The following is a 24079-nucleotide window of genomic DNA, read 5'->3' as shown; positions in this document are numbered from 1 at the left end:
AATATCATCATTAAAGGCCTGTCAATCTTGCAGCAATGTTATTTTAGAGTTTAGAAATCGCTATCCAAATATTCAATTAAATATTTTTACAGGAAAATAGAATCATGGAAAAAATAAAAAATTATATAGAATTCAAGAAATTATTTAAAAATATAACGGAAAAATTTGTCAGAGATTTAGATATAACATTAATTGAAGCAGCTGAATATTCTATAATTGAATTCGAAATTTATTTATCTGAATATCCGGAAGATAGTACATTTATTTTTACAGCATGGGCAATCTATCTGTTAGAAAATAACTGTCTCAATGAAAGAGGAAAAGATAATTTTTTCATCGCGGAAATGAAAAAATGTTATCAACAAACTAATTTGGATAGAATAAAATCTATCTATTCTTCGAGTGACTATCATATTTTTGCTAAGGATGTAAGCAAGATTCAACAAACATTTAAATTAAATCTTGCCAATATCATGCAGCAAGAGTAGCAACTGTATTTTTAACCCCGTAATACCTTTCAATCTATTGCCGATGAGTAACGCTTGATTGCAAGATACGCCCATGCAAAAATTTACCTATAATAAAGAAACAGAAAAATAACAATTAGTTTCAACAACTTAAATCATCTTCCGCCCTGTCATTTTACAAATACGAAACCATCAAGGATATATCATGCACACAGAATCCGTTCTAACCCTCCTCAAAACACTGCAAAACCAAATCTGCGTCGCGCTGGAGCAAGAAGATGGCGAAGCCAAATTTGTGCATGAAGCATGGACTGGGAAGCTGGGTATCGGCGAAACCCGTGTATTGAAAAACGGTGCAGTATTCGAGCAGGCCGGTGTGAATTTTTCGCATGTAAAGGGAACAAAAATGCCGGCTTCTGCTACGGCCCATCGTCCGGAATTGGCAGGCGCGGCGTTTGAAGCCATGGGCGTGTCGCTGGTCATTCATCCGAAAAATCCTTATGTCCCGACCAGCCATGCCAATGTGCGCTTTTTTATTGCCTATCCTGAAAATGCCGAGCCGGTTTGGTGGTTTGGCGGCGGCTTTGATTTGACACCGTTTTATCCCTTTGAAGAAGATATCGTGCATTGGCACACAGTGGCGCGGGACGTATGCGCGCCATTTGGCAAATCGGTTTATCCTGAATTCAAACAATGGTGTGACGAATATTTCTATTTAAAACACCGTAACGAAACACGCGGCGTGGGCGGTCTGTTTTTTGATGATTTAAACCGTTGGGATTTCGATACCTGCTTGAACTTTATCAAGGCAGTCGGGGAAGGCTATATCGCAGCGTATCTGCCGATTGTGGCCAAACGCAAAAACACGCCTTATGGAGAACGTGAACGAGATTTCCAACTCTACCGTCGCGGACGCTATGTCGAGTTTAACTTGGTTTGGGACAGAGGCACGCTGTTCGGCCTGCAAAGCGGCGGCCGTACGGAAAGCATTTTGATGTCCATGCCGCCTTTGGTACGCTTTGAGTATCAATATGCGCCGGAAGAAGGTTCTCCAGAAGCCGCATTAAATCAATTTTTGGTAGCGCGAGACTGGTTGAAAGAATTCGGAAAATAATATCCGTTTGCAATACAGGCCGTCTGAAAAGCTGTTTTTAATCATAAATACTGCTTTTTCAGACGGCCTTTGCTTCAATTGCTTTGAATTTGCATACCTTTGCCTATTGCGCTGTTTCATCTCTATGGAGTTTTTGAGACAATGCGCCCATATAAAAATCACCTCACAAACCACACTAAAAAGGAATAATCGGTGAAACGCATTTTCTTATTTATTGCGACCAATATTGCAGTTTTGGTTGTCATCCGTGTTATTTTGGCCATCTTGGGCATCAACAGTACCGACCAAGTCGGCAGCCTGTTGGCTTATTCCGCCGTCGTCGGCTTCAGCGGCTCGATTGTCTCCCTGCTGATGTCGAAAACCATCGCCAAACATTCGGTCGGCGCCGTCGTCATTGACCAGCCCCAAAGCGAAGAAGAAGCTTGGCTGTTGGCAACTGTTGAAGCGCAAGCCCGTCAATGGAATCTGAAAACGCCAGAAGTAGCCATTTACGACTCTCCCGAGCCTAACGCCTTTGCAACCGGCGCAACCAAAAACAGCTCGCTCGTCGCCGTCAGCACCGGCCTGCTCGACCACATGACCCGCGATGAAGTCGAAGCCGTTTTGGCGCATGAAATGGCGCACGTCGGCAACGGCGATATGGTAACGCTGACGCTGATTCAAGGTATTGTGAATACTTTTGTCGTCTTCTTGGCGCGTATCGTTTCCAGCATGGTGGCGCGCAACAATGACGGCAGCACTTCGCAAGGTACATATTTCATGGTCAGCATGGTATTGCAGATCGTATTCGGCTTCCTCGCCAGCATCATTGTGATGTGGTTCAGCCGCCAACGCGAATACCGCGCCGATGCGGGCGCTGCAAAACTGGTGGGCGCGCCGAAAATGATTGCCGCCCTGCAACGCTTAAAAGGCAGCACCAGCGATCTGCCACAAACCATGACCGCAATGGGCATTGCCAGCGAAGCCAAAGATTCTTGGTTCAGTACCCATCCTTCTTTGGACAACCGCATCAACCGTTTGAAAAACCGCTAATCGAAAACATCAAGGCCGTCTGAAACATCCATTTCAGACGGCCTTTTTTATTTCTTCATCAAAGCCCGTTTGATGATAATCATCCAGTCTTTCTTATCCAACAGCGGCCGCTGGTTAAACACGTCATATTTGCAACCGTCCAGCTTCTGCAAAATCAACTGGCCACCGACAATAATCATGCGCAGCTCAAAACCGATTCGTCCTTTGAGGGTTTTGCCCAACGGCGAGCCTGCCTTCAGCATTTGAAAAGCACGTTGGCACTCGTGCACCATCAGTCGTTGAAAAGCAAAGTCGGCTTTGCCGGCCGCAATCTGCTCTTCGCTGACTTTGAACTTCTGCAAATCTTCCTGAGGGATGTACACGCGACCTTTCTGCCAATCTACCGCCACATCCTGCCAGAAATTAATCAGCTGTAAGGCAGTACAAATGCCGTCGCTTTGCGCCATGCTCACTTCATCGGTTTGCCCGTACAAATGCAGCATAATGCGCCCCACCGGATTGGCGGACAAACGGCAATAGGCAATCAATTCGCCAAAGTTTTCATAACGGGTTTTGCCCACATCCTGACTGAATGCCGCCAGCAAATCGTAAAACGGCTGCAACGGTAATTGAAACGGCTCAATCGCTTCGTTGTACAAACGCTGCATTAAAGCCGTTTGCGGTTTCCCGCCTTGTGCAATACGGTCTAACTCTGCCTTCAGTTCGTCCAGTTGGCGCAGGCGTTCGGCTGCTTCGGCATTACCTTCGTCGGCAATATCGTCCGCCGTCCGTGCAAAAGCGTAAACAGCGTGAACCGGCTTGCGCAAACGACGCGGCAGCACAATGGAGCCGACTGGGAAGTTTTCGTAATGATTGACTGACATGGGAAATCCGAAAATTTAAAATAAAGTGTTTTTGCTGACAGGTCGTCTGAAATTCAGACGGCCTTACGTTTGGCCGCAAAGAAATCCTGCAATACGCTTTGGCATTCTTCTGCCAATATGCCGCCTAAAATTGCGGTATGCTTGTTCAGACGTTTGTCGGCAAACAAATCGACCACGCTGCCTGCCGCACCGGTTTTAGCTTCGGCCGCACCATAAATCACGCGCCCGACCCGTGCCTGTATTAAGGCAGATGCACACATGGAGCAAGGCTCTAAGGTAATGTACACATCGCAATCTTCCAAACGATAGTTTTGTAAAGCTTTGCCTGCAGTGGCAAGCGCGTTGATTTCGGCGTGGTGGCTGACATTGTGGTCGCCAATGCAGGTATTGTGTGCTGCTGCGATTACCTCGCCTTGATATACGATGACCGCGCCAACGGGCACTTCGCCCAATGCTGCCGATTGTCTGGCCTGTTCTATTGCCAGCCGCATAAAGGCTTCCATATCGTTTTGCGAAGGGAAAACGGCAACAGGCGGATGGTTTTTTAATGCTTCGCCCAGCTCCGTCTTTCTCTCCTCGGAAATATGCCGGACGTCCACACCTGAAACCAACGCATCCAGTTGCCACAAGGTGCTTTTGGTTACGGTCAAACCCGATGCTTTCAGCAATAGAAATGCGCGGACTGCGCCGATTTTTTGCAAATCTTCCAGTGTGTAAATACCTAATTCTTTTAATGCAGCCAACGTCTTAGGCGCAAGTGGTGGCGTGGTCAGCATGGATTATTCCTGAAAATGCTGACGCGCCAAGGCTAAGGCCGTCTGAACATAATCGCTGTCTGCGTAAGGGTCTAGCGTGTGCGCCAAAGGAATTTTCCGCAACCAGGTCAACTGGCGTTTCGCAAGCTGGCGTGTGGCGACAATGCCTTTTTCGACAAAGGTGTCATAATCGGTTTCGCCTTCGAGATAATCCCAAGCCTGACGGTAGCCCACGCAGCGCATAGACGGCATATCGGCATGCAGCTGCAGATAATCACGGCGTAAAGCGTGCATTTCATCGAGAAAACCGTGTTCCAGCATACTTAAAAAGCGTTTTTCGATTTGCTGGTGTAACAAATGACGGTCTTCAGGGATAAGGGCAACCGTGCATAAATCCAATAAAGGCGCAGCCTGCTTCTGCTCCGTGAAATGTTCGCTCAAAGGCTTGCCGGTCAGAAGATAGACTTCCAAAGCGCGCTCAATGCGCTGGCTGTCATTGGCTTTCAGACGGCCTGCCGTAATCGGGTCAACTTCCTGCAAACGGTGATACAGGCCTGCCAGACCGTATTCATTCTTTTCCGCCTGAAGCTGTGCGCGCACCGCCGCATCCGCGCCGGGCAAATCGTTCAAACCTTCCGTCAGCGCGTGGAAATACATCATCGTGCCGCCGACAATCAGCGGATAGCGTCCGCGTGCATGTATTTCGTTCACCAAGCGCACGCAGTCGCCGACAAAATCCGCCGCGCTGTAACTTTCCAGCGGCGAGATAATATCAATCAAATGATGCGGTACGGCGGCAAGCTCTTCGGCAGTCGGCTTGGCCGTACCGATGTCCATGCCGCGATACACCAGTGCGGAATCCAAACTGATGATTTCCACCTGCAACGATTGGGCAATATTTAAGGCCAGTGCGGTTTTACCGCCGGCTGTCGGGCCGAGTACGGCGAAGGCTTTGGGCGCGTTCATAAGAAAACGGAAAAATTAAAAATGCGATTATAGCAAACCCGGGCAGACCATATTTCAGGCCGTCTGAAACATTTGCTCTACATTATCAAAAGCGTTACACTTGCTGCGCCGTTTCAGACGGCCTTTTATATTGATTTCAAACCTGCTGCTGCCGTCATTGCGCCGGCAGTCAAGCCGTCAGCGACACTGCGTCGCTGTAAACACGAAAGAACACACTATGACCGTATCTCCCGTAGCCTTGCGCCGTCAAACCGAGCGCAAGCCGCATCCGACTGCGCGTTATTGGAAAAAATGCGACGTCGAGGCTTTGTTTGGACTGCCTTTCCTCGACCTCGTTTTCCAAGCCGCCGAAATCCACCGCCAAAACTTCAACCCGCGCGAAATCCAACTCTCCACCCTGCTCTCCATCAAAACCGGCGGTTGCCCCGAAGACTGCGCCTACTGCCCGCAATCGGCACACCACAACACCAATCTGGGCAAAGAGCAGATGATGGATGTGGACGAAATCGTCGAAAAAGCCAAAATTGCCCAATCGCGCGGCGCCAGCCGTTTCTGCATGGGTGCGGCATGGCGCGGCCCCAAACCCAAAGACGTGGCTGTCGTTTCCGAAATCATCAGCGCGGTGAAAGGCTTGGGCATGGAAGTGTGCGGCACCTTCGGCATGCTCGAAGACGGCATGGCTGAAGACTTCAAAAAAGCCGGTTTGGACTACTACAACCACAACCTCGACACCGACCCCGAACGCTACAACGACATCATTCACACGCGAAAACACGAAGACCGCATGGATACTTTGGGCAAAGTCCGCAATGCCGGTTTAAAAGTCTGCTGCGGCGGCATCGTCGGCATGAACGAAACCCGCGCCGAACGCGCAGGCCTGATTGCCAGCCTTGCCAACCTCGACCCTCAGCCCGAAAGCGTGCCGATCAACCAGTTGGTTAAAGTAGAAGGCACGCCGCTGGCCGATGCCGAAGATTTGGACTGGACGGAATTTGTCCGCACCATCGCTGTGGCACGGATTACTATGCCGCACAGCTACGTCCGTCTGTCCGCAGGCCGCAGCAATATGCCGGAATCCATGCAGGCCATGTGTTTCATGGCTGGCGCAAACTCGATTTTCTACGGCGACAAGCTGCTGACTACGGGCAATCCGGACGAAGACGGCGACCGCCTGCTGATGGAGAAATTGAATTTGTATCCGCTGCGCTTTGAATTGGAAGAAGAATACAAAGCCGCTCAGGAAACACCCAAAATCAAAGTCGACTATTAACCGCCATCATAATGCCGTCTGAAAGGACAGGCTTTCAGACGGCATACGGCACTCCGGCACGCGGCGCAACATCAGGCGCGGCGCGTGCCGCCCCGTCCGAAGCCTGATAAACAAACCGATAAGGAAATACGATGAAACACATACTCCCCCTGATTGCCGCATCCGCACTCTGCATTTCAACCGCTTCGGCACATCCTACCGGCGAACCGTCCACCCAAAACGAAACCACTATGACCACGCATACCCTCACCTCAAAATACAGCTTTGACGAAACCGTCAGCCGCCTTGAAACCGCCATAAAAAGCAAAGGAATGGACATTTTTGCCGTCATTGACCATCAGGAAGCCGCCCGCCGAAACGGCTTAACGATGCAGCCGGCAAAAGTCATCGTCTTCGGCACGCCCAAAGCCGGCACGCCGCTGATGGTCAAAGACCCCGCCTTCGCCCTGCAACTGCCCCTGCGCGTCCTCGTTACCGAAACGGACGGCAAAGTACGCGCCGCCTATACCGATACGCGCGCCCTCATCGCCGGCAGCCGCATCGGTTTTGACGAAGTGGCAAACACTTTGGCAAACGCCGAAAAACTGATACAAAAAACCGTAGGCGAATAAGCCCGTCGCCGACATAAAAGGCCGTCTAAAACTTTTTCAGACGGCCTTTTATCGTTATTCAGCATCAAAACCTTCAATCTTCCGTATCCACTCTTCCTTTTCCTCCTCGCTCAAAAACGAAGCGCGGAACGAATTGGTGCACAAGGTTTTGATTTCTTCCGCACTCAAATCTAAAGCCTCGGCAAGCGCTTCAAAATTGCGGTTCATATAGCCGCCGAAATACGCCGGATCATCGGAATTGACGGTTACCAACACGCCGCGTTGCAACATACGGCGCAAATTGTGTTTTGCCATCTCCTGAAATACTTTCAATTTCAAATTGCTCAACGGGCAAACGGTCAACGGCATTTGCTCTTTAATCAAACGCGCCATCAATGCCTCGTCTTCTTCCGCACGTACGCCATGATCAATACGGCGGACATGCAGCAAGTCCAAAGACTCGTAAACATATTCCGGCGGGCCTTCTTCTCCGGCATGAGCCACCGTCAACAAACCCTCCACCCGCGCCTGCTCAAACACGCGCTCAAACTTAGACGGCGGATGCCCCAGTTCGCTCGAATCCAAGCCTACGCCGATGATGTGTTCTTTATAAGGCAAAGCCTGATTTAAGGTTTCAAATGCGCTTTCTTCCGACAAATGCCGCAGGAAACACATAATCAAACACGTACTTATGCCCCATTGCTGCCCGGCTTCACGGCAGGCGCGGACAATGCCATTAATTACGGTTTCAAACGCCACGCCCCGCGCAGTATGAGTTTGCGGATCGAAAAATATTTCCGTATGCACGACATTGTCTTCACGGCAACGCTCAAGATACGCAAGGGTCAAATCATAAAAATCTGCCTCGTGCAACAAGACACCGGCACCGGCATAATAAATATCCAAAAACGACTGCAAATTGTGAAAATCATAAGCCTGCCGCACCGCATCGACATTTTCATAAGGAATCGCTATGTGGTTGCGCTTGGCGATTTTAAACATCAGCTCCGGCTCGAACGTCCCTTCGATATGGACGTGCAGCTCGGCTTTGGGCAGGGCTTGGATAAATTGTTTGATATTCATATTTTCTCTGATTTTCGGTTTATATTTAATATTGAAGGCCGTCTGAAACTTTCAGACGGCCTTTGACCATTTATCTGTTAAAAACCATTTTCCATCATGATTTCGCCGGGGATGCGGTTGCGGTGCATGGCGTAGCCCAAATCCATCAGGGCTTGGAAAGTGTCTTTGACCATTGCCGGATTACCGCAGACCATAAAGCGTGTATCGGCCTTGGTGAACTTGAAGCCGACTTTTTCTTCCAAGTCGCCATTCTTCAGCAATTCAGGAATCCGTTTGCCGCTCAATGCGCCTTCCGTTTCCTCACGCGTGGTGACCGGAACAAAAGTGAATTTATGGAAATATTCTTCAATCAGCGGATGCTCTTTCAAATCGGCAAGGCGTTGGTTGAAAATCAACTCGTCAGCATAAGAGACGGAATGAGCCAAAACCAAACGGTCGAAACGCTTCCAGATTTCAGGCTGCTCAATAATGGAGAGGAAAGGCGCAATGCCGGAACCCGTGCAAAGCATGACCAAATCTTTTCCGTCAGGGAAACGCTCGGGCAAGAGGAAACCGGTAGCCGTTTTATCCAGCAAAATAGTATCACCCTCTTTCATCGCAGCAAAACGCGCCGACATCGGACCGCCTTCGATTAACACCGCGAAATACTCAAGCGTATCGGCATATTCGGCAGACACGACAGAATACGCGCGCCAAATAAAGCCCTCGCCGTCACGGAAACCAAGGCGTGAAAACTGCCCTGCCGAAAAACGGTAGGACTCGGGACGGCTAATGGCAAAAGTCATCAGCTTAGGCGTATGGTGTTTGATCCACAAGATTTTTTCTTCGGTAAACTTGGCTTCTGGAGAAGCTGCCATAATAGGTTTCCTTGATATTCGGTCTCAGTTTCAAATAGGGCTTATTATAAAGATTCAAAAGGCCGTCTGAAATATTTATTTTCAGACGGCCTTTAAGATTATTCATGGCGCAAACGGATACTGATGCCTTTTTGTTCTAAAATCAAATCGTTACCATCAAAACGATAGTTCCAAATACCTTGCCGACGTAAAAACGCATCTTCCAGCTTCATGTCTTCACACAGCATCATGCTTACCGCAATATGGCCAAAATCAATTTTGTCCGAACCAATCGTATTGGCTTGGAACATCATACCGTTACACCCCATCTTGCCATACGCCTTAGGCATCTCGCTCAAATCTAGATAGGCATCAGTACTGGCCAAATCTTTTTCGGTGAATTTATTGAAAGCGACAACACGCCATTTGGCGGCTAGAGTCGGTTGCACCGTTTGTTGAGTTTGCACCTGAGCTTTAGAGGCTTGTTCAGGCTGAGATACTGAAGGAGATGTACAAGCTGCCAAAACTACCATACTCATTAACACGCCGAATAATGTTTTCATATCTATTCCTTGGTTATTGCTAAAGGCCGTCTGAAAAACCATTCACTTTCAGACGGTCTTTCAATTGGTAAGGTATTAGAGACATAGATAATTTAACCATTTTTTATTTCCAATACTCCTCAGAACTCGAGTCTAAGTGCGTTCCATGCCAAATGTTATCAACTTCATGAGCGTAAAATGGATCGTTTTGTCTCATTTCTTTTTCAAAAAATTCGTCATGAAATTCCGCAAATGGATCATTACCTTGAATCTTGGAATTCCAACCACCAATAGGCATATCAACAGGCCGCCATTTGCCATTGGTTTGTCTCATGTTTGTTTTAACTGCAGCAGAAAAATACTTACTTGCGTGTTTAGATTCGGTGTAATAGTCTACAATGGTAACAAAAACGAGTGATTGGAGTAATCCAATTATCCAAAAACCCTCAACAAAAAGATTTAATGTCGCTTCGCCTGTACTGAAGTACATTACCGTAGGCGTAGAGATGGAGAATGCCGCTACAAATAAGGTAACAAGCCTAAAAAGTTTTTTAGATTTTGTTTTCAATTTGCACTCCATAATGATTGGTAGCATTTCAGCTACCAATAAGCCTTATTTACAAAGTCGTATCCAATGCTCTGGAAATATCGTTCCAAATATCGTCCACATCTTCAATACCGACAGAGAAACGCAGCAGGCCGACTTTGATGCCCATTTCCATTTTCACATCATGCGGCACGCCGCTATGGGATTGGGAATAGCAATGGTTAACCAGACTTTCCACGCCGCCGAGGCTGGAAGCCATTTTGACCAGTTTCATGTTTTTAATCACGCTATTGGCTGCTTCACGCGTGTTGTTTTTGAGGTAAACCGTAACCACGCCGCCGATGCCTTTGGGCATTTGTGATTGGGCGAGTTCGTAATGTTCGTGAGACGGCAGGCCGGGATAGAACACTTTTTCAATGGCAGGATGGGCTTCCAAACGGCGCGCGATTTCGAGTGCGTTTTGGCAATGGGCGTTCATGCGCAGAGCCAGCGTTTTGATACCGCGCAACACCAGCCAGCAGTCCATCGGGCCTGCAATCGCGCCGGTATGCACCATCATGTCGTGCAAAGGCTGAGCCAGCTCTTTGGTTTTGGCAACAACTACGCCCATCAATACGTCGGAATGGCCGCACAAATATTTGGTAGCGGAATGGAACACAAAATCGCAACCCATATCCAACGGCTGTTGCAGATACGGCGTAGCAAAGGTGTTGTCGATACCGACCAGTGCACCGGCTGCTTTGGCTTTCGCGGCAAGGGCTTTAATGTCTACCAGGCGCAAAAGCGGATTGGACGGCGTTTCCAGCCAAACCAGTTTGACATTGTGCGCTTTGAGCAGCCCGTCCAGATTATCCGGATTGCCCAAATCGGCAAAAACAACGTTCACACCCCATTTTTGATAAACATCGACCAATAAATCATAAGCGCCGCCGTAAATATCGGCGACCGCAACAATGGTATCGCCAGGGCGCAGGAAAGTACGCCATACGGCATCAATCCCCGCCATACCGCTGGAAAACGCAAAGCCTGCCGCACCGTGCTCCAAATCGGCAACGGTATCTTCCAATACCTGACGGGTCGGGTTGCTCAGGCGCGAATAGCGGTAAGGCACATTTTCGCCAATCTCGTGCAACGCAAACATACTGTTTTGATAAATTGGCGGCATCAGCGCACGGTTGTGTTCGTCGCAATCGTAGCTGGAATGAATGGCTTTCGTGGCGAATTTCATTTGGTCTCTGCCTATGTAGATGTGAATAATCGAAGATTTTATCACTATCTGAAAAATAGAAACAATCAATGCAGGCGGATAAAGCAAGTGATATAATCTCGCATTTGCAAATCGGCCGACACGAGCCGATTCCCTCCACACGCATCTCAACAATCCTATCATGAAGGACATACCACGCATGAACGCCATTGCAGACGTGCAATCCAGCCGCGATTTACGCAACCTGCCGATTAATCAGGTCGGCATCAAAGACCTGCGCTTTCCAATCTCCCTCAAAAGCAAAGAAGGCGAACAATCCACCGTCGCCCGCCTGACCATGACGGTTTTCCTGCCTGCCGACCAAAAAGGCACGCATATGTCGCGCTTTGTCGCCCTGATGGAAAAACAAACCGATGCTTTGGATTTCGATACGCTGCACAAGCTGACAGCCGATATGGTTGCCCTGTTGGATTCGCATTCCGGCAAAATCAGCGTTTCCTTCCCGTTTTTCCGCAAGAAAAATGCGCCTGTTTCCGGCATCCAATCTCTTCTCGACTATGATGTTACCCTGACCGGCGAAATCAAAAACGGTACATACAGCCACAATCTGAAAGTAATGGTTCCGGTTACTTCATTGTGTCCGTGTTCCAAAGAAATTTCCCAATACGGCGCGCACAACCAACGTTCGCATGTGACCGTCAGCCTGATTGCAAATGCGGATGTAGGCATTGAAGAAATCATCGATTACGTCGAAGCACAAGCAAGCTGCCAGCTCTACGGTTTGCTCAAACGCCCTGACGAGAAGTATGTAACGGAAAAAGCATACGAAAATCCGAAGTTTGTCGAAGACATGGTTCGCGATGTGGCCACTGCGCTGATTGCCGACAAACGCATTGAATCGTTTGTTGTCGAAAGCGAAAACTTTGAATCGATACACAACCATTCCGCTTACGCTTATATCGCTTATCCTTAAAAGCCGAGCCGAATAGAAACAAAGGCCGTCTGAAAGTTTCAGACGGCCTTTGGCATAGATTGAACGATAACATGAGACTATCGGTCATATATGGGCAACCCTATTTCGATATAATTCAAAAGCATTAGATTTCTCTCGCAATATTTAACATAAATTAAGCCGCTTGTTTTGCCCATCATTTATAATGACGGTTCCTCAACGGCATCTCCGTAGATACTATGAAAAAATTCCTTTATTTCCTTATTGCATTTTTAGGATTGAGCAGCTTCGCATTCGCAGTAGATGCCAATGATTTGCTGCCTCCAGAGCAAGCCTTTGTACCTCAAGTCAATGTAACCGATCAAGGCATCAGCGTGCAGTTCAAAATCGCTGACGGCTACTATATGTACCAGTCCAAAATCGTTGCAGCGACCAATCCTGACAAAGTCTTGGGCGAACCCAAATTCAGCAAAGGCGAAGAAAAAGAAGACGAATTCTTCGGCAAACAAACGGTTTACCACCATACCGCACAGGTTGACTTGCCTTACAAACAAGCCGCGCCGCAATACAAACTGACGCTGACTTATCAAGGCTGCGCCGAAGTGGGTGTGTGTTATCCGCCGGTGGACACCGAGTTTGACGTAAAAGGCAACGGGGTTTATCAGCCTCAAAGCGATGAGCCGGTCTCTGCCAAAGACCGCTTTTTGCAACCATCCGCCTCTTCAGACGGCCAAATACCCACGCAACCCAGTACAAACAATCCCGACAGCAGCCGCTTCAAGCTCTCTTGGGATACTTTAAACGCCAACCTGTTGGCGTTTTTTGTCGCAGGTTTGGGCTTAAGCTTTACAGCCTGTATGTATCCGCTCCTGCCGATTGTTTCCAGCATTGTCGTAGGCGATAAAAAGGCCGGCAAAGGCCGCGCGTTTACCTTGTCTATGGTGTATGTACAAGGCTTGGCATTAACCTATACCTTGGTCGGCGTGATTGCCGGTTTGACCGGCGCGCTGTTGACCGTATGGTTGCAACAGCCGTGGGTCGTACTTGCCGCCGCAGCGCTGATGGTGGTACTGGCTATGTCCATGTTCGGCCTCTTCAATATCCAGCTGCCCAACTCTGTCCAATCCTATTTCCAAAACCAAAGCAACAAACTCTCCGGCGGCAAAATCGTTTCCGTCTTCATCATGGGTATTTTGTCCGCCCTGATTGTCGGCCCATGCGTTGCGCCTCCGCTGGCATTTGCTTTGGGCTATATCGGACAGACCGGCGATGCCGTATTGGGCGGCCTTGCTCTTTATGTCTTGGCACTCGGCACCGGCGTACCGCTCATCATCATCGGTACATTCGGTGGCCATATCCTGCCTAAAGCAGGCGACTGGATGAACGGCATCAAATACGCATTCGGCTTCATCTTGCTGGCCGTTGCCGTATACCTTGCCACACCGCATCTGCCTTATTTCGCAGTAGTCGGCCTCTACACCTTGCTGATGATTGTTCCCGCCCTTATGCTTTTGGCGAAATCCGGCAAACAAAAAGGCCGTCTGAAAACAGTTGCCGCCGTATTGGGCTTTTTACTGCTGATTGGCGGCTCATGGTTTGGCTGGCAAAGTTTTAATAAACAAACCACCGCCCTGCACCACTTCTTAACGCTGGTTCCGCCATCCGAAGCCGGACAAGAAACTGACCACGGCAAGATGTTTACCGATGTCGGCGAACTCAAAGCCGCTATGGATGCCGCTTTGAAAGCCGACCCAAGCAAGCCTGTGCTGATTGATTTCTACGCCGACTGGTGCGTATCCTGTAAAGAAATGGCCGCCTACACGCTCAACCAACCGCAGGTACACGAAGCAGTCGATATGCAGCGCTTCTTCCAAATCGACGTGACCGCCAATACTCCCGACCATCAGGCCTTACTGAAAGAATACGGCCTCTTCGGCCCTCCAGGTGTGTTTGTTGTCCGCGCCGACGGCAGCCATAGCGAAGCCTTATTAGGCTTTGTCAAACCCGATGCATTCATTGAATGGTATCGCAAAAACGAGAAATAGCCGTCTATAAAAAGGCCGTCTGAAAACAGATTTTCAGACGGCCTTTTCTTATGTTCAGAAATTAAAATTCATCTTGATGCCAACACGTAGAACGCAAAATGCTGGAATCCACATCTTGAATATTGCGATGACCGGTAAACGCCATGGAAATATCCATTTCTTTATACAGGATTTCCAGCGCACGGGTTACACCTTCTTCACCATACGCACCCAAACCATACAGGAACGCCCGGCCTATCATCGTACCTTTCGCACCCAAAGCCCAAGCCTTCAAAATATCCTGACCGCTGCGGATACCGCTGTCCATCCAAACCTCGATGTCGCTACCCACCGCGCTGACCACATCAGGCAAAGCCTTAATGGCAGACACAGTATCGTCAAGCTGACGGCCGCCATGATTGGAAACGACCAATGCGTCTGCACCGCTTTTCGCTGCCTTTTCCGCATCTTCAGGCTCCATAATGCCTTTGATAATCAGCTTGCCACCCCATAAATCTTTAATGCGCGCCACATCGTCCCAACTTAGGCGCGGGTCGAATTGTTCGGAAGTCCATGAAGACAGCGAAGACAAATCACCGACGTTTTTCGCATGACCGACGATATTGCGGAAGGTGCGGCGTTCCGTATTCAGCATTTTCATACACCATTCCGGTTTGGTCGCCAAATTGATTAAATTGGCAATAGTCGGTTTCGGCGGCGCAGACAGACCGTTTTTAATGTCTTTGTGACGTTGACCCAAAACCTGCAAATCGGCAGTCAATACCAAAGCCGAACATTTGGCATCCTTCGCACGCTTAATCAGGTTCTCCATAAACTCGCGGTCGCGCATCACATAAAGCTGAAACCAAAACGGCGAGCTGGTGTTTTCAGCCACATCTTCAATCGAACAAATGGACATAGTTGAAAGCGTAAACGGAATACCGAATTTTTCCGCCGCCCGCGCCGCCAAGATTTCACCGTCGGCATGCGCCATACCTGTGAAACCGGTCGGTGCAATCGCCACCGGCATTTTCACATCCTGTCCGATCATTTTGGTCTCAAGGCTGCGTCCTTCCATATTAACCAATACTTTTTGACGGAAACGGATGTCTTTAAAATCCGAAGTATTTTCACGATAAGTGGTTTCCGTCCAAGAGCCTGAGTCAATATAGTCATAAAACATACGCGGCATTTTACGTTTGGCAACAAGGCGCAAGTCTTCGATACAGGTTATTTTGCTTAAATCAGATTTCATGGTCGATTGCCTCTGTTAAGGTAAAGATGGATGGTCAAGGCCGTCTGAACATTTCAAACACCTCATTATTTTACTCCATCAAAACAACTAAATTTTAAGAATAATTTGATAATCTATATTACTATCAATATTAAATCAAAACATTTTAACCCTGATATTTGTAAGGTTGATAGCCTTTTTTCAGACGGCCTTAAATCCAAATTACAGAAAAATAAAGAAAATATTTTCCGATTTAAAAATCAGCCAATGCCACCATTTAAACAAACAATCAAACCGAGCCGCCACATACTTGACTGAAACACTCAGATATTAGACAATTCTCCCCACTAATAAAAACGCCCCACACAGGCAACCACACCATGAGACTGACTACCAAAGGGCGATTTGCAGTAACCGCCATGATAGATTTGGCGATGAACGCTCAAACCGGCGCTGTCAAACTCAGTGCCATCAGCGAACGACAAAGCATATCGCTTTCCTACCTCGAACAATTATTCAGCAAACTGCGCCGTGCCGGATTGGTTGAAAGCCTACGCGGCCCTGGCGGAGGCTACATCCTTGCCGCTCCCGCCGAGCAAATCAATATTGCACAAATCATCTCCGCAGCCGAAGACCGACTGGATGCCACGCAATGCGGCAGCAAAGCAAACTGCAACCACGGCGCCCCCTGCCTGACCCACGACCTTTGGGAAAACTTAAACAAAACCATCAATGATTACCTCAGCGGCGTTACGCTGCAAAGCATCATTGAACAAAAAAACTGCAGCGACAGCAGTCATGTCGTTACCTTTACACACATTCATTAAACCGACTTGCGGCAAAGACCGCAGGCAGATGAGCAAACGAAAGAGCAAACCATGACCGTCAAAACCCCCGTATACCTCGACTACGCCGCCACAACCCCCGTTGACAAACGCGTTGCCGAAAAAATGATTCCCTATCTGACCGAAACCTTCGGCAACCCCGCTTCCAACAGCCACGCATTCGGCTGGGAAGCAGAAGAAGCCGTCGAAAAAGCCCGCGCAGACATTGCTGCCCTGATTAACGCCGACCCCAAAGAAATCGTTTTTACCAGCGGCGCGACCGAGTCCGACAACCTCGCCATCAAAGGCGCGGCAAACTTCTACAAAACCAAAGGCAAACACCTCATCACCGTCAAAACCGAACACAAAGCCGTACTCGACACCATGCGCGAACTCGAACGCCAAGGTTTCGAAGTAACCTATCTGGACGTACAAGAAAACGGTTTGATTGATTTGGAAGAACTCAAAGCCGCCATCCGCGACGATACCATCCTGATTTCCGTGATGTGGGTGAATAACGAAATCGGCGTAGTGCAAGACATTCCCGCCATCGGCGAAATCTGCCGCGAACGCAAAATCATTTTCCACGTTGACGCAGCACAAGCATGCGGCAAAGTGCCTGTCGATGTTGAAGCCGCCAAAGTCGATTTGCTGTCCATGTCCGGCCACAAAGTATACGGCCCTAAAGGCATCGGCGCCCTGTATGTACGCCGTAAACCACGCGTCCGCCTCGAAGCCCAAATGCACGGCGGCGGCCACGAACGCGGTTTCCGTTCCGGTACATTGCCGACCCATCAAATCGTCGGTATGGGCGAAGCTTTCCGCATTGCCAAAGAAGAACTCGAGCAAGACATGGCACACTACCGCAAACTGCGCGATATCTTCCTCAAAGGTATCGAAGGCATCGAAGAAGTCTACATCAACGGCGACCTCGAACACCGCACTCCAAACAACCTGAACGTCAGCTTCAACTTCGTCGAAGGCGAAAGCCTGATTATGGCGGTCAAAGAACTCGCCGTATCCAGTGGCTCAGCCTGTACTTCTGCCAGTCTCGAACCAAGCTACGTTTTACGCGCACTCGGCCGCAACGACGAATTAGCGCACTCTTCCCTACGCATCACCTTCGGCCGCATGACCACCGAAGAAGAAGTCCAATTCGCAGCAGAACTGATTAAATCCAAAATCGGTAAACTGCGCGAACTGTCTCCGCTGTGGGAAATGTTCAAAGACGGTATCGATTTGAACTCGATTGAATGGGCGGCGCATTAATCAAGAGAAAAGGTCGTCTGAAAAATTTAAAAGACCTTTACCTTTTCAGACGACCTCATCAAGAAAAATACTAAAATGACGATAATAAAAAATAAAATACGCCACTTACTTTCTTGTCTGACTCTATGCTCTGCCCCGATGGTTTCAGCACAAACACAACCTGATTGGTCACCTATATTCAAATCATTTGAAAACGGCTGCCAATTCGATAAGCGTTTGGAAAACCTGTTGGAACCATTTAGTGATGTAAGCGATAACTGGAACGATAAAGACTCTAAATATCAAAACCTGCGTTTGAATCATCCCAATAGAGTCCAGCTGCCAAAGGCTTACCGTGATCTTGCGCACCCGCCGATGGCTTTGCACCGCGCGGAGTTTAGTGAAGATGGAGAACAGTTTATTCTTGATCAAACCCGTTTGAAACTCAGCGGTACTTACTATGGCTTGCCTGTGGTTCATATTAGCCAGACATTCCAATTAGAAACCGCAGGTTACAGCTACACCCGTTTGTTGTTGGATGTACCTTTGGAACAGGCACGCAAGGTGTTAAAAGGAAAATATCGTCCTGTTCGAAAATACAGTTTGATTTTAGAAGAATACGAAACCCTGCAAGCAAAACTAAAACCGATTAATGTTAACGGAAAACCCCAAACAATTTTAGAATGTGCCTTTATAAATGGCTGATAAAACAACTGTAATAGGCAATCAACTTAGACATTTAAAAGGACGTCTGAAACCTTAAAAAAACCTTTTCAGACGACCTAAAAACTACAATCTTCAAATTAAGGATACAAGCCCATGGACGAACAAGAGCTCGACCTCGATAATCTCGACAACCTGCTCGAAGATTTTGACGGCGTTACCGTAGAGGGCGGCGTTGATTCAGAGAATGATGACGGCTGCGAAGGCGGCGCGTGTAAAATCTAAACTTCAGGCCGTCTGAATATTCGTAAACAAACCATTTACACCACTAAAAACACAAAGGAAACCACATCATGGCATACAGCGATAAAGTAATCGACCACTACGAAAATCCCCGCAACGTCGGTACTTTCGACAAAAACGACGAATCTGTCGGTACCGGCATGGTCGGCGCACCGGCCTGCGGCGACGTAATGCGTCTGCAAATCAAAGTAAACGATGAGGGTATTATCGAAGATGCAAAATTCAAAACTTACGGTTGCGGTTCTGCCATCGCTTCTTCCAGCCTGATTACCGAGTGGGTCAAAGGCAAAAGCCTTGACGATGCACTGGCAATCAAAAACAGCGAAATTGCCGAAGAGTTGGAATTGCCTCCAGTTAAAATCCACTGTTCCATTTTAGCCGAAGATGCAGTAAAAGCGGCCGTTGCCGACTATCGCAAACGTCAGGAAAACAAATAACCTTGTTTGCCAGATACTTAGTTTGCAGACATTAATGCCTAAATCAGCTTGATAGGCACCAACTGCCATATAAGTACGCCAGTACCTGCAAAATCAAAGGAGGCGAAATGCCTTTTACCGATGAAGAAATCCAATCCCTACTTGCTGTCAAAGGCATAGGTAAAACCATATTACAGCGTTTGCAGCAAATGGGGTTGGATGATGTTGCCAAGCTGGCGGCGGCAGATTTGGACGATATTTTGGAACAGGGCGCACAATTGACCGGCTCGACCTGTTGGAAAAACAGTCCGCAGGCAAAAGCTGCCATTGCCGCTGCAATAGAGTGGGCAAAACAGCGTTTTCAGACGGCCTGAGAGTCAAGAGGCCGTCTGAAATAAAAAAACAGGCAAAACAGAAAATGATTGCGAAATGAGGAAAAAAGCATGATTACCATCACAGAAAACGCAGCCAAACACATCAACGGCTACCTGACCAAACGTGGCAAGGGTTTGGGTGTGCGCTTGGGTGTGAAAACCAGTGGCTGCTCAGGCATGGCATACAACCTTGAATTTGTCGATGAAGTGAACGAGGATGACCTGATTTTTGAAGAACACGGCGCACGCGTTTATATCGACCCGAAAAGCTTGGTTTATCTAGACGGCACGCAAGTCGATTACACCAAAGAAGGCTTACAGGAAGGTTTCAAATTTGAAAACCCAAACGTTAAAGACTCCTGCGGCTGTGGTGAAAGCTTCCACGTTTAAAATATAAAAAATGGCGGGAAAGTATCAAAACCATCCCGCCATTTTTTGGCTTCTTGCCTATTATAGCTACCCTTGCCTTGTCTTTTTCGTTCTACTTTATGTCGGGACAAATCAGATTTGACTAAGGCTTTTAAGGCATTGTCTCGTATCTTGCCTTTATTGTGTTGCACCTTACCGCTCATACTGTTTTCCTTTCGTATAAACAGTTTCCGGATTATATCGTAAAATAGTCCTCCTCTTTAGATTTTTTCCCTTAATATCATGTCTCAATACTTCAACCTCTTCCAGCTTGAGCCATCTTTCAATATTGATACCGAAGCACTCGAACAGACCTATCGAGCTTTAGCAGCCCGTTTTCATCCCGATAAATTTGCTTCTGCTTCAGCTTTTGAGCAGAAACAAGCTGTTATGATGTCTTCTACAATTAATGATGCCTACCGCACATTAAAAAGTCCTATTGATCGGGCTGCTTATCTCTTGAAAAGCCAAAATATCGATGCCGATGCACCTGAACACACTTCGTTTTCACCAGAATTCCTCATGCAGCAGATGGAATGGCGGGAAACATTGATGGATGCTCAAATGGAACAAAACCATGATGCCATCCGAGCACTGGATCAAGAAATCCAAGAAGTACAAAGCAACCTATATCAAGATTTGCAACAAGCATTTGAAAAACAGGATTATGAATCAGCCGCACAATGGGTACGGCATGGACGCTTTCTTAATAAGCTTCGCAATGAAATTGCTTCAATCTTATAAGGTACATATGCTGTTACATTTACCTAAGTTCTATAGCAAATGCTTTTATATGCAAAACAAAAACCGTATCAGATAAATCTGATACGGTTTTCTTATATTAACTACCGATTAGCGTTTTTTACCGGTAACAGTAGCAACAGCCAGATTTTCGTTACGTTTCAGAGAAACGCTTTCAACACCTTCTGGCAATTTGATGTCTGACAAGTGCAGAATGTCGCCGGCAACTACTGATGCACAATCCAGTTCCAAGAAAGCAGGAATGTTTGCAGGCAAAGCAACTACTTCAACAGAAGTGTTCAACAGAGATACGCGGCCACCTTGCAATTTAACAGCTTGAGAGTTTTCAGCGTTAACAATGTGCAGAGGAACACGGATGCGTACAGGTTGATCAGCTTTTACAGCTTGGAAGTCGATGTGTTGAACTTCGCGACGGAATGGGTGCATTTGGAAGTCACGTACGATAACGTCTTTAGTTTCACCGTTCAAAGACAGTTTAATCAAAGCAGTATGGAAAGATTCTTTTTCCAATGCGTAGAATACAGTTTTGTGGTCTACAGCGATAGCAACAGGCTCTTGACCTTCACCGTACAGAATGCCAGGGATTTGGCCTTCGCGACGCAGGCGGCGGCTCGCACCAGTGCCTTGGGCTTCGCGAACAGAGGCTTGAATTTCGTAAGTCATGTTTAATACTCCAATTTAGATAAAATCGTCGTCATCGGCCGCGACCAGCTTAAGACGACATCGGGTTATGGCAGCAACATGCCGCCAGTCATCACATCCTCATTGAAAAGATATGAGACGGATTCTTCATTGCTAATACGGCGTACCGTTTCAGCCAGCAAACCGGCAATGGTAACTTGACGGATGCGTTCACATTTTTTAGCTGCCTCAGACAACGGAATCGTATCTGTCACAACTACTTGGTCAATTTCGGAAGAAGCAATTCGATTCACTGCTTCACCGGAGAATACTGCATGGCTGGCGTATGCCAATACACGATCTGCACCGCGCTCTTTCAGGGCAACGGCTGCTTTACACAAGGTGTTTGCTGTATCGATCATATCATCTACGATCAAGCAAGTACGGCCTTGAATATCGCCAATAATGTTCATCACTTCAGCCACGTTGGCTTTAGGACGACGTTTGTCGATAATGGCCAAATCAGCATTTAAAGATTTAGCAACAGCACGTGCACGTACAACACCACCGATATCAGGGCTGACAACAGTCAGATTGTCGATACGTTGTTGCTTAATATCGTTCAACAAAATCGGGGTAGCGTAAATATTATCCACCGGAATATCGAAGAAACCTTGAATTTGGTCGGCATGCAAATCAACAGTCAGTACACGGTCGATACCGGCCGAGTACAACATATTTGCCACTAATTTTGCAGAAATCGGCACACGGACAGAGCGGGGACGGCGATCCTGACGCGCATAACCAAAGTAAGGAATCGCGGCAGTAATACGACCGGCAGAAGCACGTTTGAGTGCATCGGCCATAGTCAAAATTTCCATCAGGTTGTCATTGGTTGGCGCGCAGGTAGGTTGCAAAATAAACACATCGCGACCACGCACATTTTCCAACAATTCAATGGCTACTTCACCATCAGAGAATTTGGAAACAGTGGCTTCACCGAGTGAAATATCCAAATGTTTGACAACACGTTGCGCCAATTCCGGATTTGCATTACCGGTAAACACCATTAAACTGTCATAAGCAGCCATATCTTCACCTGATTCTAGATTTGATTTACGCGCAGAAAACATTACGCTTCCCTTTGCCCCATGTCTAAGACACTAATTATGCAATTATACGCGTAAAGACGGGTAAAAAGAAGTTTTTCAGCGTTATTTTGCTCTTAGCGTAAAAAAGCGTGTAAGAAAACTTACACGCTTTTATTTGGCTGGGGAGGAAGGATTCGAACCTTCGCATGCTGGAATCAAAATCCAGTGTCTTAACCGCTTGACGACTCCCCAATAAAGGGTGTTGGCTGGGGAGGAAGGATTCGAACCTTCGCATGCTGGAATCAAAATCCAGTGTCTTAACCGCTTGACGACTCCCCAACAAAGGGTTTGGCTGGGGAGGAAGGATTCGAACCTTCGCATGCTGGAATCAAAATCCAGTGTCTTAACCGCTTGACGACTCCCCAACTTACTAAATCATATGAAACAGAGGATGAATATCTAATCCTTCCACACAATAAGCTTCATATGATTGAGAAACCTGTTGGTAAATTGTATTTGCTTCTTGATGAGATGCACTTGCTATAAACAAACAAGCTCCGGAACCGGTCATTAATGCATAACCATATTGGGATAACTCAACATAAGCTTTCCAAACTTCAGGATATTCCTGAAATACAACCGCCTGCATATCATTTTGAAACGGCTGTAATGATTGGAAAGTCGGCATTATGCTGGGTTTGGAATCACGTGTCAAGCCTTCATGTGCAAAAATTTTAGCTGTTGCCACATGGACGGGGGGCTTAACGATAACATACCATTGTTTAGGGACATCTATTTCAGCCAGCTTCTCGCCTACTCCTTTGGCAAAAGCACTTCTTCCAAAAATAAAAAAAGGAACATCCGCACCAAGACTTACACCTAAATCAATCAGTTGCTGCCTGCTCAAACCGCATTGCCACCATTGGTTTAAAACCATTAAAACTGTGGCCGCATCGGAGCTGCCGCCGCCCAATCCGCCGCCCGTCGGAATCACTTTATCCAACCAAATTTCAACACCGTGCGGTACGTTTGCATATGGCAACAATAATTTAGCCGCCCGATAAGCCAAGTCCTGTTCAGGCTCAAGCCCTTCGACCGAAGTATGCAGAACAATCTGGCCATCAGTACGCATTTTCAGATGAACGGTATCGTATAAGCCAATCAAACAGAAAATACTTTCCAAATTATGATAACCATCGCTCCTACGGCCGGTAATCCTCAAATCCAAATTTAATTTAGCCGGCGCAGGAAAGGCTTGGATTTCCTCTGAAACAGACATGGCATCCTCTATTTGCGTGCTGCGCATCGGGTTTGTCCATTCTTATCTAAAGAGTGGTTTACCGTGTCGAACACCAAACGGATATTAAACTTGGCGTTCTCAAGTTGAAGCGTTTTGGGCTGTCCTGAACTATTTAAAGTGCGTGATATTGTCCACTCAAACTGCTCCAGACGGCCATCAGGCAAGATTTTGTATGGCGCATTGGCAACGCGTTTACCATCCGCCCAAATATGCAGATATTGAACCGGCAAAGCAAAGCCCAAAAGCTGTCTGCTTAATTCCTCAGCCGTTTCCGCCTGATAAACCTTACCCTTACTGTCTACTGCCAATACGCCTTCACTGTCTTGACACAACTGGCCTACGGTATTGCCCAATGGTGTATTGACATCAATGGTTTGAACCGCATTCTGATAAGTCCAGTCGAAATTAGCATATGAGCCTTTGCCTTCCACTTTAACAGCCAATCGACCGTCTGCGCTAAAATCCTGCACCTGCTCTGCTGCTTGCCAACTGTTTTGCTGAGGTAAATTTGGCTGCGCACAGGCAGCCAAAAGCAATAAGGCTGTAACCGATGATAATTGTTTTAAATTCATGGATATTCCTTCATA

General features: G+C 47.5%; 27 protein-coding genes, 3 tRNA genes and 3 pseudogenes. 16 read left to right on the top strand and 17 right to left on the bottom strand.

The window, feature by feature from the left end:
- Positions 1-4 precede the first annotated feature (4 nt).
- The 4 genes and pseudogenes from KCG55_RS10655 to htpX form a co-directional block, all read left to right on the top strand.
- Positions 5-100 (top strand): annotated as a pseudogene (locus KCG55_RS10655) (deaminase domain-containing protein); the annotation flags it as partial.
- Between the two features lie 4 nt (positions 101-104).
- Positions 105-488 (top strand): hypothetical protein, encoded by a 384-nt coding sequence (locus KCG55_RS09040; RefSeq protein ID WP_254322038.1) that lies wholly within the window; start codon positions 105-107, stop codon positions 486-488.
- A 184-nt stretch (positions 489-672) separates the two neighbouring features.
- Positions 673-1581, top strand: coding sequence for an oxygen-dependent coproporphyrinogen oxidase (gene hemF / locus KCG55_RS09035; protein WP_254322821.1), 909 nt, complete (start codon positions 673-675; stop codon positions 1579-1581).
- A 192-nt stretch (positions 1582-1773) separates the two neighbouring features.
- On the top strand, positions 1774-2613 hold the full coding sequence (gene htpX / locus KCG55_RS09030; RefSeq protein WP_003685563.1) for a protease HtpX: 840 nt from the start codon (positions 1774-1776) through the stop codon (positions 2611-2613).
- Between the two features lie 47 nt (positions 2614-2660).
- On the opposite strand, the gene hpnC is transcribed toward htpX, so the two are convergent.
- Genes hpnC through miaA form a run of 3 tightly spaced genes read right to left on the bottom strand, consistent with a single transcriptional unit; the run spans position 2661 to position 5197 of the window.
- Positions 2661-3476: a squalene synthase HpnC gene (gene hpnC / locus KCG55_RS09025; RefSeq protein WP_254322820.1), complete on the bottom strand. Its 816-nt coding sequence runs from the start codon at positions 3474-3476 to the stop codon at positions 2661-2663.
- A 53-nt stretch (positions 3477-3529) separates the two neighbouring features.
- Positions 3530-4252, bottom strand: coding sequence for a tRNA adenosine(34) deaminase TadA (tadA, locus tag KCG55_RS09020; RefSeq protein WP_254322819.1), 723 nt, complete (start codon positions 4250-4252; stop codon positions 3530-3532).
- A gap of 3 nt (positions 4253-4255) precedes the next feature.
- Complete coding sequence (gene miaA / locus KCG55_RS09015; RefSeq protein ID WP_254322818.1) at positions 4256-5197, bottom strand: tRNA (adenosine(37)-N6)-dimethylallyltransferase MiaA; 942 nt, start codon at positions 5195-5197, stop codon at positions 4256-4258.
- A 217-nt stretch (positions 5198-5414) separates the two neighbouring features.
- Here miaA and bioB point away from each other — a divergent pair, with 217 nt between their 5' ends.
- Complete coding sequence (gene bioB, locus KCG55_RS09010; RefSeq protein WP_004519884.1) at positions 5415-6467, top strand: biotin synthase BioB; 1053 nt, start codon at positions 5415-5417, stop codon at positions 6465-6467.
- Between the two features lie 131 nt (positions 6468-6598).
- Complete coding sequence (locus KCG55_RS09005) at positions 6599-7078, top strand: DUF302 domain-containing protein (protein ID WP_254322817.1); 480 nt, start codon at positions 6599-6601, stop codon at positions 7076-7078.
- Between the two features lie 54 nt (positions 7079-7132).
- Here KCG55_RS09005 and KCG55_RS09000 read toward each other — a convergent pair whose 3' ends face one another.
- From KCG55_RS09000 to KCG55_RS08980, 5 genes and pseudogenes are all read right to left on the bottom strand, one after another.
- Positions 7133-8140: an adenosine deaminase gene (locus KCG55_RS09000; RefSeq protein WP_254322816.1), complete on the bottom strand. Its 1008-nt coding sequence runs from the start codon at positions 8138-8140 to the stop codon at positions 7133-7135.
- A gap of 77 nt (positions 8141-8217) precedes the next feature.
- The gene (locus tag KCG55_RS08995) at positions 8218-8997 is read right to left on the bottom strand and encodes a ferredoxin--NADP reductase (RefSeq protein WP_254322815.1); all 780 of its coding nucleotides are present in this window, start codon (positions 8995-8997) and stop codon (positions 8218-8220) included.
- A 98-nt stretch (positions 8998-9095) separates the two neighbouring features.
- Entirely contained in the window at positions 9096-9539 is a 444-nt protein-coding gene (locus KCG55_RS08990; protein WP_254322814.1) for an META domain-containing protein, read from the bottom strand.
- Between the two features lie 345 nt (positions 9540-9884).
- Positions 9885-10086, bottom strand: a pseudogene (locus KCG55_RS10600) (protein Exp2); the annotation flags it as partial.
- A gap of 49 nt (positions 10087-10135) precedes the next feature.
- Positions 10136-11293 (bottom strand): trans-sulfuration enzyme family protein, encoded by a 1158-nt coding sequence (locus tag KCG55_RS08980; RefSeq protein ID WP_254322813.1) that lies wholly within the window; start codon positions 11291-11293, stop codon positions 10136-10138.
- Between the two features lie 178 nt (positions 11294-11471).
- On the opposite strand from KCG55_RS08980, the gene folE2 reads away from it, so the two are divergent.
- Both folE2 and dsbD read left to right on the top strand, forming a co-directional pair.
- Entirely contained in the window at positions 11472-12245 is a 774-nt protein-coding gene (folE2, locus tag KCG55_RS08975; protein ID WP_254323658.1) for a GTP cyclohydrolase FolE2, read from the top strand.
- A gap of 218 nt (positions 12246-12463) precedes the next feature.
- Complete coding sequence (gene dsbD, locus KCG55_RS08970; RefSeq protein WP_254322812.1) at positions 12464-14269, top strand: protein-disulfide reductase DsbD; 1806 nt, start codon at positions 12464-12466, stop codon at positions 14267-14269.
- Positions 14270-14330: 61 nt separating this feature from the next.
- Here dsbD and KCG55_RS08965 read toward each other — a convergent pair whose 3' ends face one another.
- Positions 14331-15503: an alpha-hydroxy acid oxidase gene (locus tag KCG55_RS08965; protein WP_254322811.1), complete on the bottom strand. Its 1173-nt coding sequence runs from the start codon at positions 15501-15503 to the stop codon at positions 14331-14333.
- 359 nt (positions 15504-15862) lie between these two features.
- Between KCG55_RS08965 and iscR the strand changes: the two genes are divergently transcribed.
- From iscR to iscA, 7 genes are all read left to right on the top strand, one after another.
- Entirely contained in the window at positions 15863-16309 is a 447-nt protein-coding gene (gene iscR / locus KCG55_RS08960) for a Fe-S cluster assembly transcriptional regulator IscR (RefSeq protein ID WP_003680774.1), read from the top strand.
- A gap of 51 nt (positions 16310-16360) precedes the next feature.
- Complete coding sequence (locus KCG55_RS08955) at positions 16361-17575, top strand: IscS subfamily cysteine desulfurase (RefSeq protein WP_254322810.1); 1215 nt, start codon at positions 16361-16363, stop codon at positions 17573-17575.
- A gap of 75 nt (positions 17576-17650) precedes the next feature.
- Entirely contained in the window at positions 17651-18259 is a 609-nt protein-coding gene (locus tag KCG55_RS08950; RefSeq protein WP_254322809.1) for a hypothetical protein, read from the top strand.
- Positions 18260-18373: 114 nt separating this feature from the next.
- Positions 18374-18502, top strand: a complete 129-nt coding sequence (locus KCG55_RS10595; protein ID WP_004519897.1) for a hypothetical protein — start codon at positions 18374-18376, stop codon at positions 18500-18502.
- Positions 18503-18570: 68 nt separating this feature from the next.
- The gene (iscU, locus tag KCG55_RS08945) at positions 18571-18957 is read left to right on the top strand and encodes a Fe-S cluster assembly scaffold IscU (RefSeq protein WP_003674559.1); all 387 of its coding nucleotides are present in this window, start codon (positions 18571-18573) and stop codon (positions 18955-18957) included.
- Between the two features lie 107 nt (positions 18958-19064).
- Positions 19065-19310, top strand: coding sequence for a recombinase RecA (locus tag KCG55_RS08940; protein WP_254322808.1), 246 nt, complete (start codon positions 19065-19067; stop codon positions 19308-19310).
- Positions 19311-19379: 69 nt separating this feature from the next.
- On the top strand, positions 19380-19700 hold the full coding sequence (iscA, locus tag KCG55_RS08935) for an iron-sulfur cluster assembly protein IscA (protein WP_063075834.1): 321 nt from the start codon (positions 19380-19382) through the stop codon (positions 19698-19700).
- Here iscA and arfA read toward each other — a convergent pair.
- A pseudogene (gene arfA, locus KCG55_RS08930) lies at positions 19660-19882 on the bottom strand (alternative ribosome rescue factor ArfA). The gene iscA and the pseudogene arfA sit on opposite strands and share 41 nt — an antisense overlap.
- 79 nt (positions 19883-19961) lie before the next feature.
- On the opposite strand from arfA, the gene hscB reads away from it, so the two are divergent.
- Positions 19962-20462, top strand: a complete 501-nt coding sequence (gene hscB / locus KCG55_RS08925) for a Fe-S protein assembly co-chaperone HscB (RefSeq protein ID WP_254322807.1) — start codon at positions 19962-19964, stop codon at positions 20460-20462.
- Positions 20463-20570: 108 nt separating this feature from the next.
- Here hscB and KCG55_RS08920 read toward each other — a convergent pair whose 3' ends face one another.
- The 7 genes from KCG55_RS08920 to lolB form a co-directional block, all read right to left on the bottom strand.
- Complete coding sequence (locus tag KCG55_RS08920) at positions 20571-21143, bottom strand: 50S ribosomal protein L25/general stress protein Ctc (protein ID WP_004519902.1); 573 nt, start codon at positions 21141-21143, stop codon at positions 20571-20573.
- 65 nt (positions 21144-21208) lie between these two features.
- Positions 21209-22192 (bottom strand): ribose-phosphate pyrophosphokinase, encoded by a 984-nt coding sequence (locus KCG55_RS08915; RefSeq protein ID WP_101755247.1) that lies wholly within the window; start codon positions 22190-22192, stop codon positions 21209-21211.
- A gap of 176 nt (positions 22193-22368) precedes the next feature.
- A tRNA-Gln gene (locus KCG55_RS08910) sits at positions 22369-22444 on the bottom strand.
- Between the two features lie 11 nt (positions 22445-22455).
- Positions 22456-22531, bottom strand: a tRNA-Gln gene (locus KCG55_RS08905).
- Between the two features lie 10 nt (positions 22532-22541).
- A tRNA-Gln gene (locus tag KCG55_RS08900) sits at positions 22542-22617 on the bottom strand.
- A gap of 5 nt (positions 22618-22622) precedes the next feature.
- Positions 22623-23471 (bottom strand): 4-(cytidine 5'-diphospho)-2-C-methyl-D-erythritol kinase, encoded by an 849-nt coding sequence (gene ispE / locus KCG55_RS08895; RefSeq protein WP_254323657.1) that lies wholly within the window; start codon positions 23469-23471, stop codon positions 22623-22625.
- 8 nt (positions 23472-23479) lie between these two features.
- Positions 23480-24064, bottom strand: coding sequence for a lipoprotein insertase outer membrane protein LolB (lolB, locus tag KCG55_RS08890; protein ID WP_254322806.1), 585 nt, complete (start codon positions 24062-24064; stop codon positions 23480-23482).
- Positions 24065-24079: the final 15 nt, after the last annotated feature.

Origin of the sequence: Neisseria subflava (assembly GCF_024205745.1) — a bacterium.
GTDB lineage: Bacteria > Pseudomonadota > Gammaproteobacteria > Burkholderiales > Neisseriaceae > Neisseria > Neisseria flavescens_B.
Note: the sequence above shows the minus strand (reverse complement) of the source record. Positions and strands in the feature narration are given on the sequence as shown.

Coding starts and splice junctions, on each gene's coding strand:
- iscR (WP_003680774.1), top strand. CDS start 15,863: ATGAGACTGACTACCAAAGGGCGATTTGCAGTAACCGCCATGATAGAT.
- KCG55_RS10595 (WP_004519897.1), top strand. CDS start 18,374: ATGGACGAACAAGAGCTCGACCTCGATAATCTCGACAACCTGCTCGAA.
- tadA (WP_254322819.1), bottom strand. CDS start 4,252: ATGCTGACCACGCCACCACTTGCGCCTAAGACGTTGGCTGCATTAAAA.
- KCG55_RS08940 (WP_254322808.1), top strand. CDS start 19,065: ATGCCTTTTACCGATGAAGAAATCCAATCCCTACTTGCTGTCAAAGGC.
- ispE (WP_254323657.1), bottom strand. CDS start 23,471: ATGTCTGTTTCAGAGGAAATCCAAGCCTTTCCTGCGCCGGCTAAATTA.
- bioB (WP_004519884.1), top strand. CDS start 5,415: ATGACCGTATCTCCCGTAGCCTTGCGCCGTCAAACCGAGCGCAAGCCG.
- KCG55_RS08965 (WP_254322811.1), bottom strand. CDS start 15,503: ATGAAATCTGATTTAAGCAAAATAACCTGTATCGAAGACTTGCGCCTT.
- KCG55_RS09040 (WP_254322038.1), top strand. CDS start 105: ATGGAAAAAATAAAAAATTATATAGAATTCAAGAAATTATTTAAAAAT.
- hemF (WP_254322821.1), top strand. CDS start 673: ATGCACACAGAATCCGTTCTAACCCTCCTCAAAACACTGCAAAACCAA.
- iscA (WP_063075834.1), top strand. CDS start 19,380: ATGATTACCATCACAGAAAACGCAGCCAAACACATCAACGGCTACCTG.
- miaA (WP_254322818.1), bottom strand. CDS start 5,197: ATGAACGCGCCCAAAGCCTTCGCCGTACTCGGCCCGACAGCCGGCGGT.
- folE2 (WP_254323658.1), top strand. CDS start 11,472: ATGAACGCCATTGCAGACGTGCAATCCAGCCGCGATTTACGCAACCTG.
- hpnC (WP_254322820.1), bottom strand. CDS start 3,476: ATGTCAGTCAATCATTACGAAAACTTCCCAGTCGGCTCCATTGTGCTG.
- KCG55_RS09005 (WP_254322817.1), top strand. CDS start 6,599: ATGAAACACATACTCCCCCTGATTGCCGCATCCGCACTCTGCATTTCA.
- lolB (WP_254322806.1), bottom strand. CDS start 24,064: ATGAATTTAAAACAATTATCATCGGTTACAGCCTTATTGCTTTTGGCT.
- hscB (WP_254322807.1), top strand. CDS start 19,962: ATGTCTCAATACTTCAACCTCTTCCAGCTTGAGCCATCTTTCAATATT.
- KCG55_RS08920 (WP_004519902.1), bottom strand. CDS start 21,143: ATGACTTACGAAATTCAAGCCTCTGTTCGCGAAGCCCAAGGCACTGGT.
- dsbD (WP_254322812.1), top strand. CDS start 12,464: ATGAAAAAATTCCTTTATTTCCTTATTGCATTTTTAGGATTGAGCAGC.
- KCG55_RS08955 (WP_254322810.1), top strand. CDS start 16,361: ATGACCGTCAAAACCCCCGTATACCTCGACTACGCCGCCACAACCCCC.
- KCG55_RS08995 (WP_254322815.1), bottom strand. CDS start 8,997: ATGGCAGCTTCTCCAGAAGCCAAGTTTACCGAAGAAAAAATCTTGTGG.
- KCG55_RS08980 (WP_254322813.1), bottom strand. CDS start 11,293: ATGAAATTCGCCACGAAAGCCATTCATTCCAGCTACGATTGCGACGAA.
- iscU (WP_003674559.1), top strand. CDS start 18,571: ATGGCATACAGCGATAAAGTAATCGACCACTACGAAAATCCCCGCAAC.
- KCG55_RS08950 (WP_254322809.1), top strand. CDS start 17,651: ATGACGATAATAAAAAATAAAATACGCCACTTACTTTCTTGTCTGACT.
- KCG55_RS09000 (WP_254322816.1), bottom strand. CDS start 8,140: ATGAATATCAAACAATTTATCCAAGCCCTGCCCAAAGCCGAGCTGCAC.
- KCG55_RS08990 (WP_254322814.1), bottom strand. CDS start 9,539: ATGAAAACATTATTCGGCGTGTTAATGAGTATGGTAGTTTTGGCAGCT.
- KCG55_RS08915 (WP_101755247.1), bottom strand. CDS start 22,192: ATGGCTGCTTATGACAGTTTAATGGTGTTTACCGGTAATGCAAATCCG.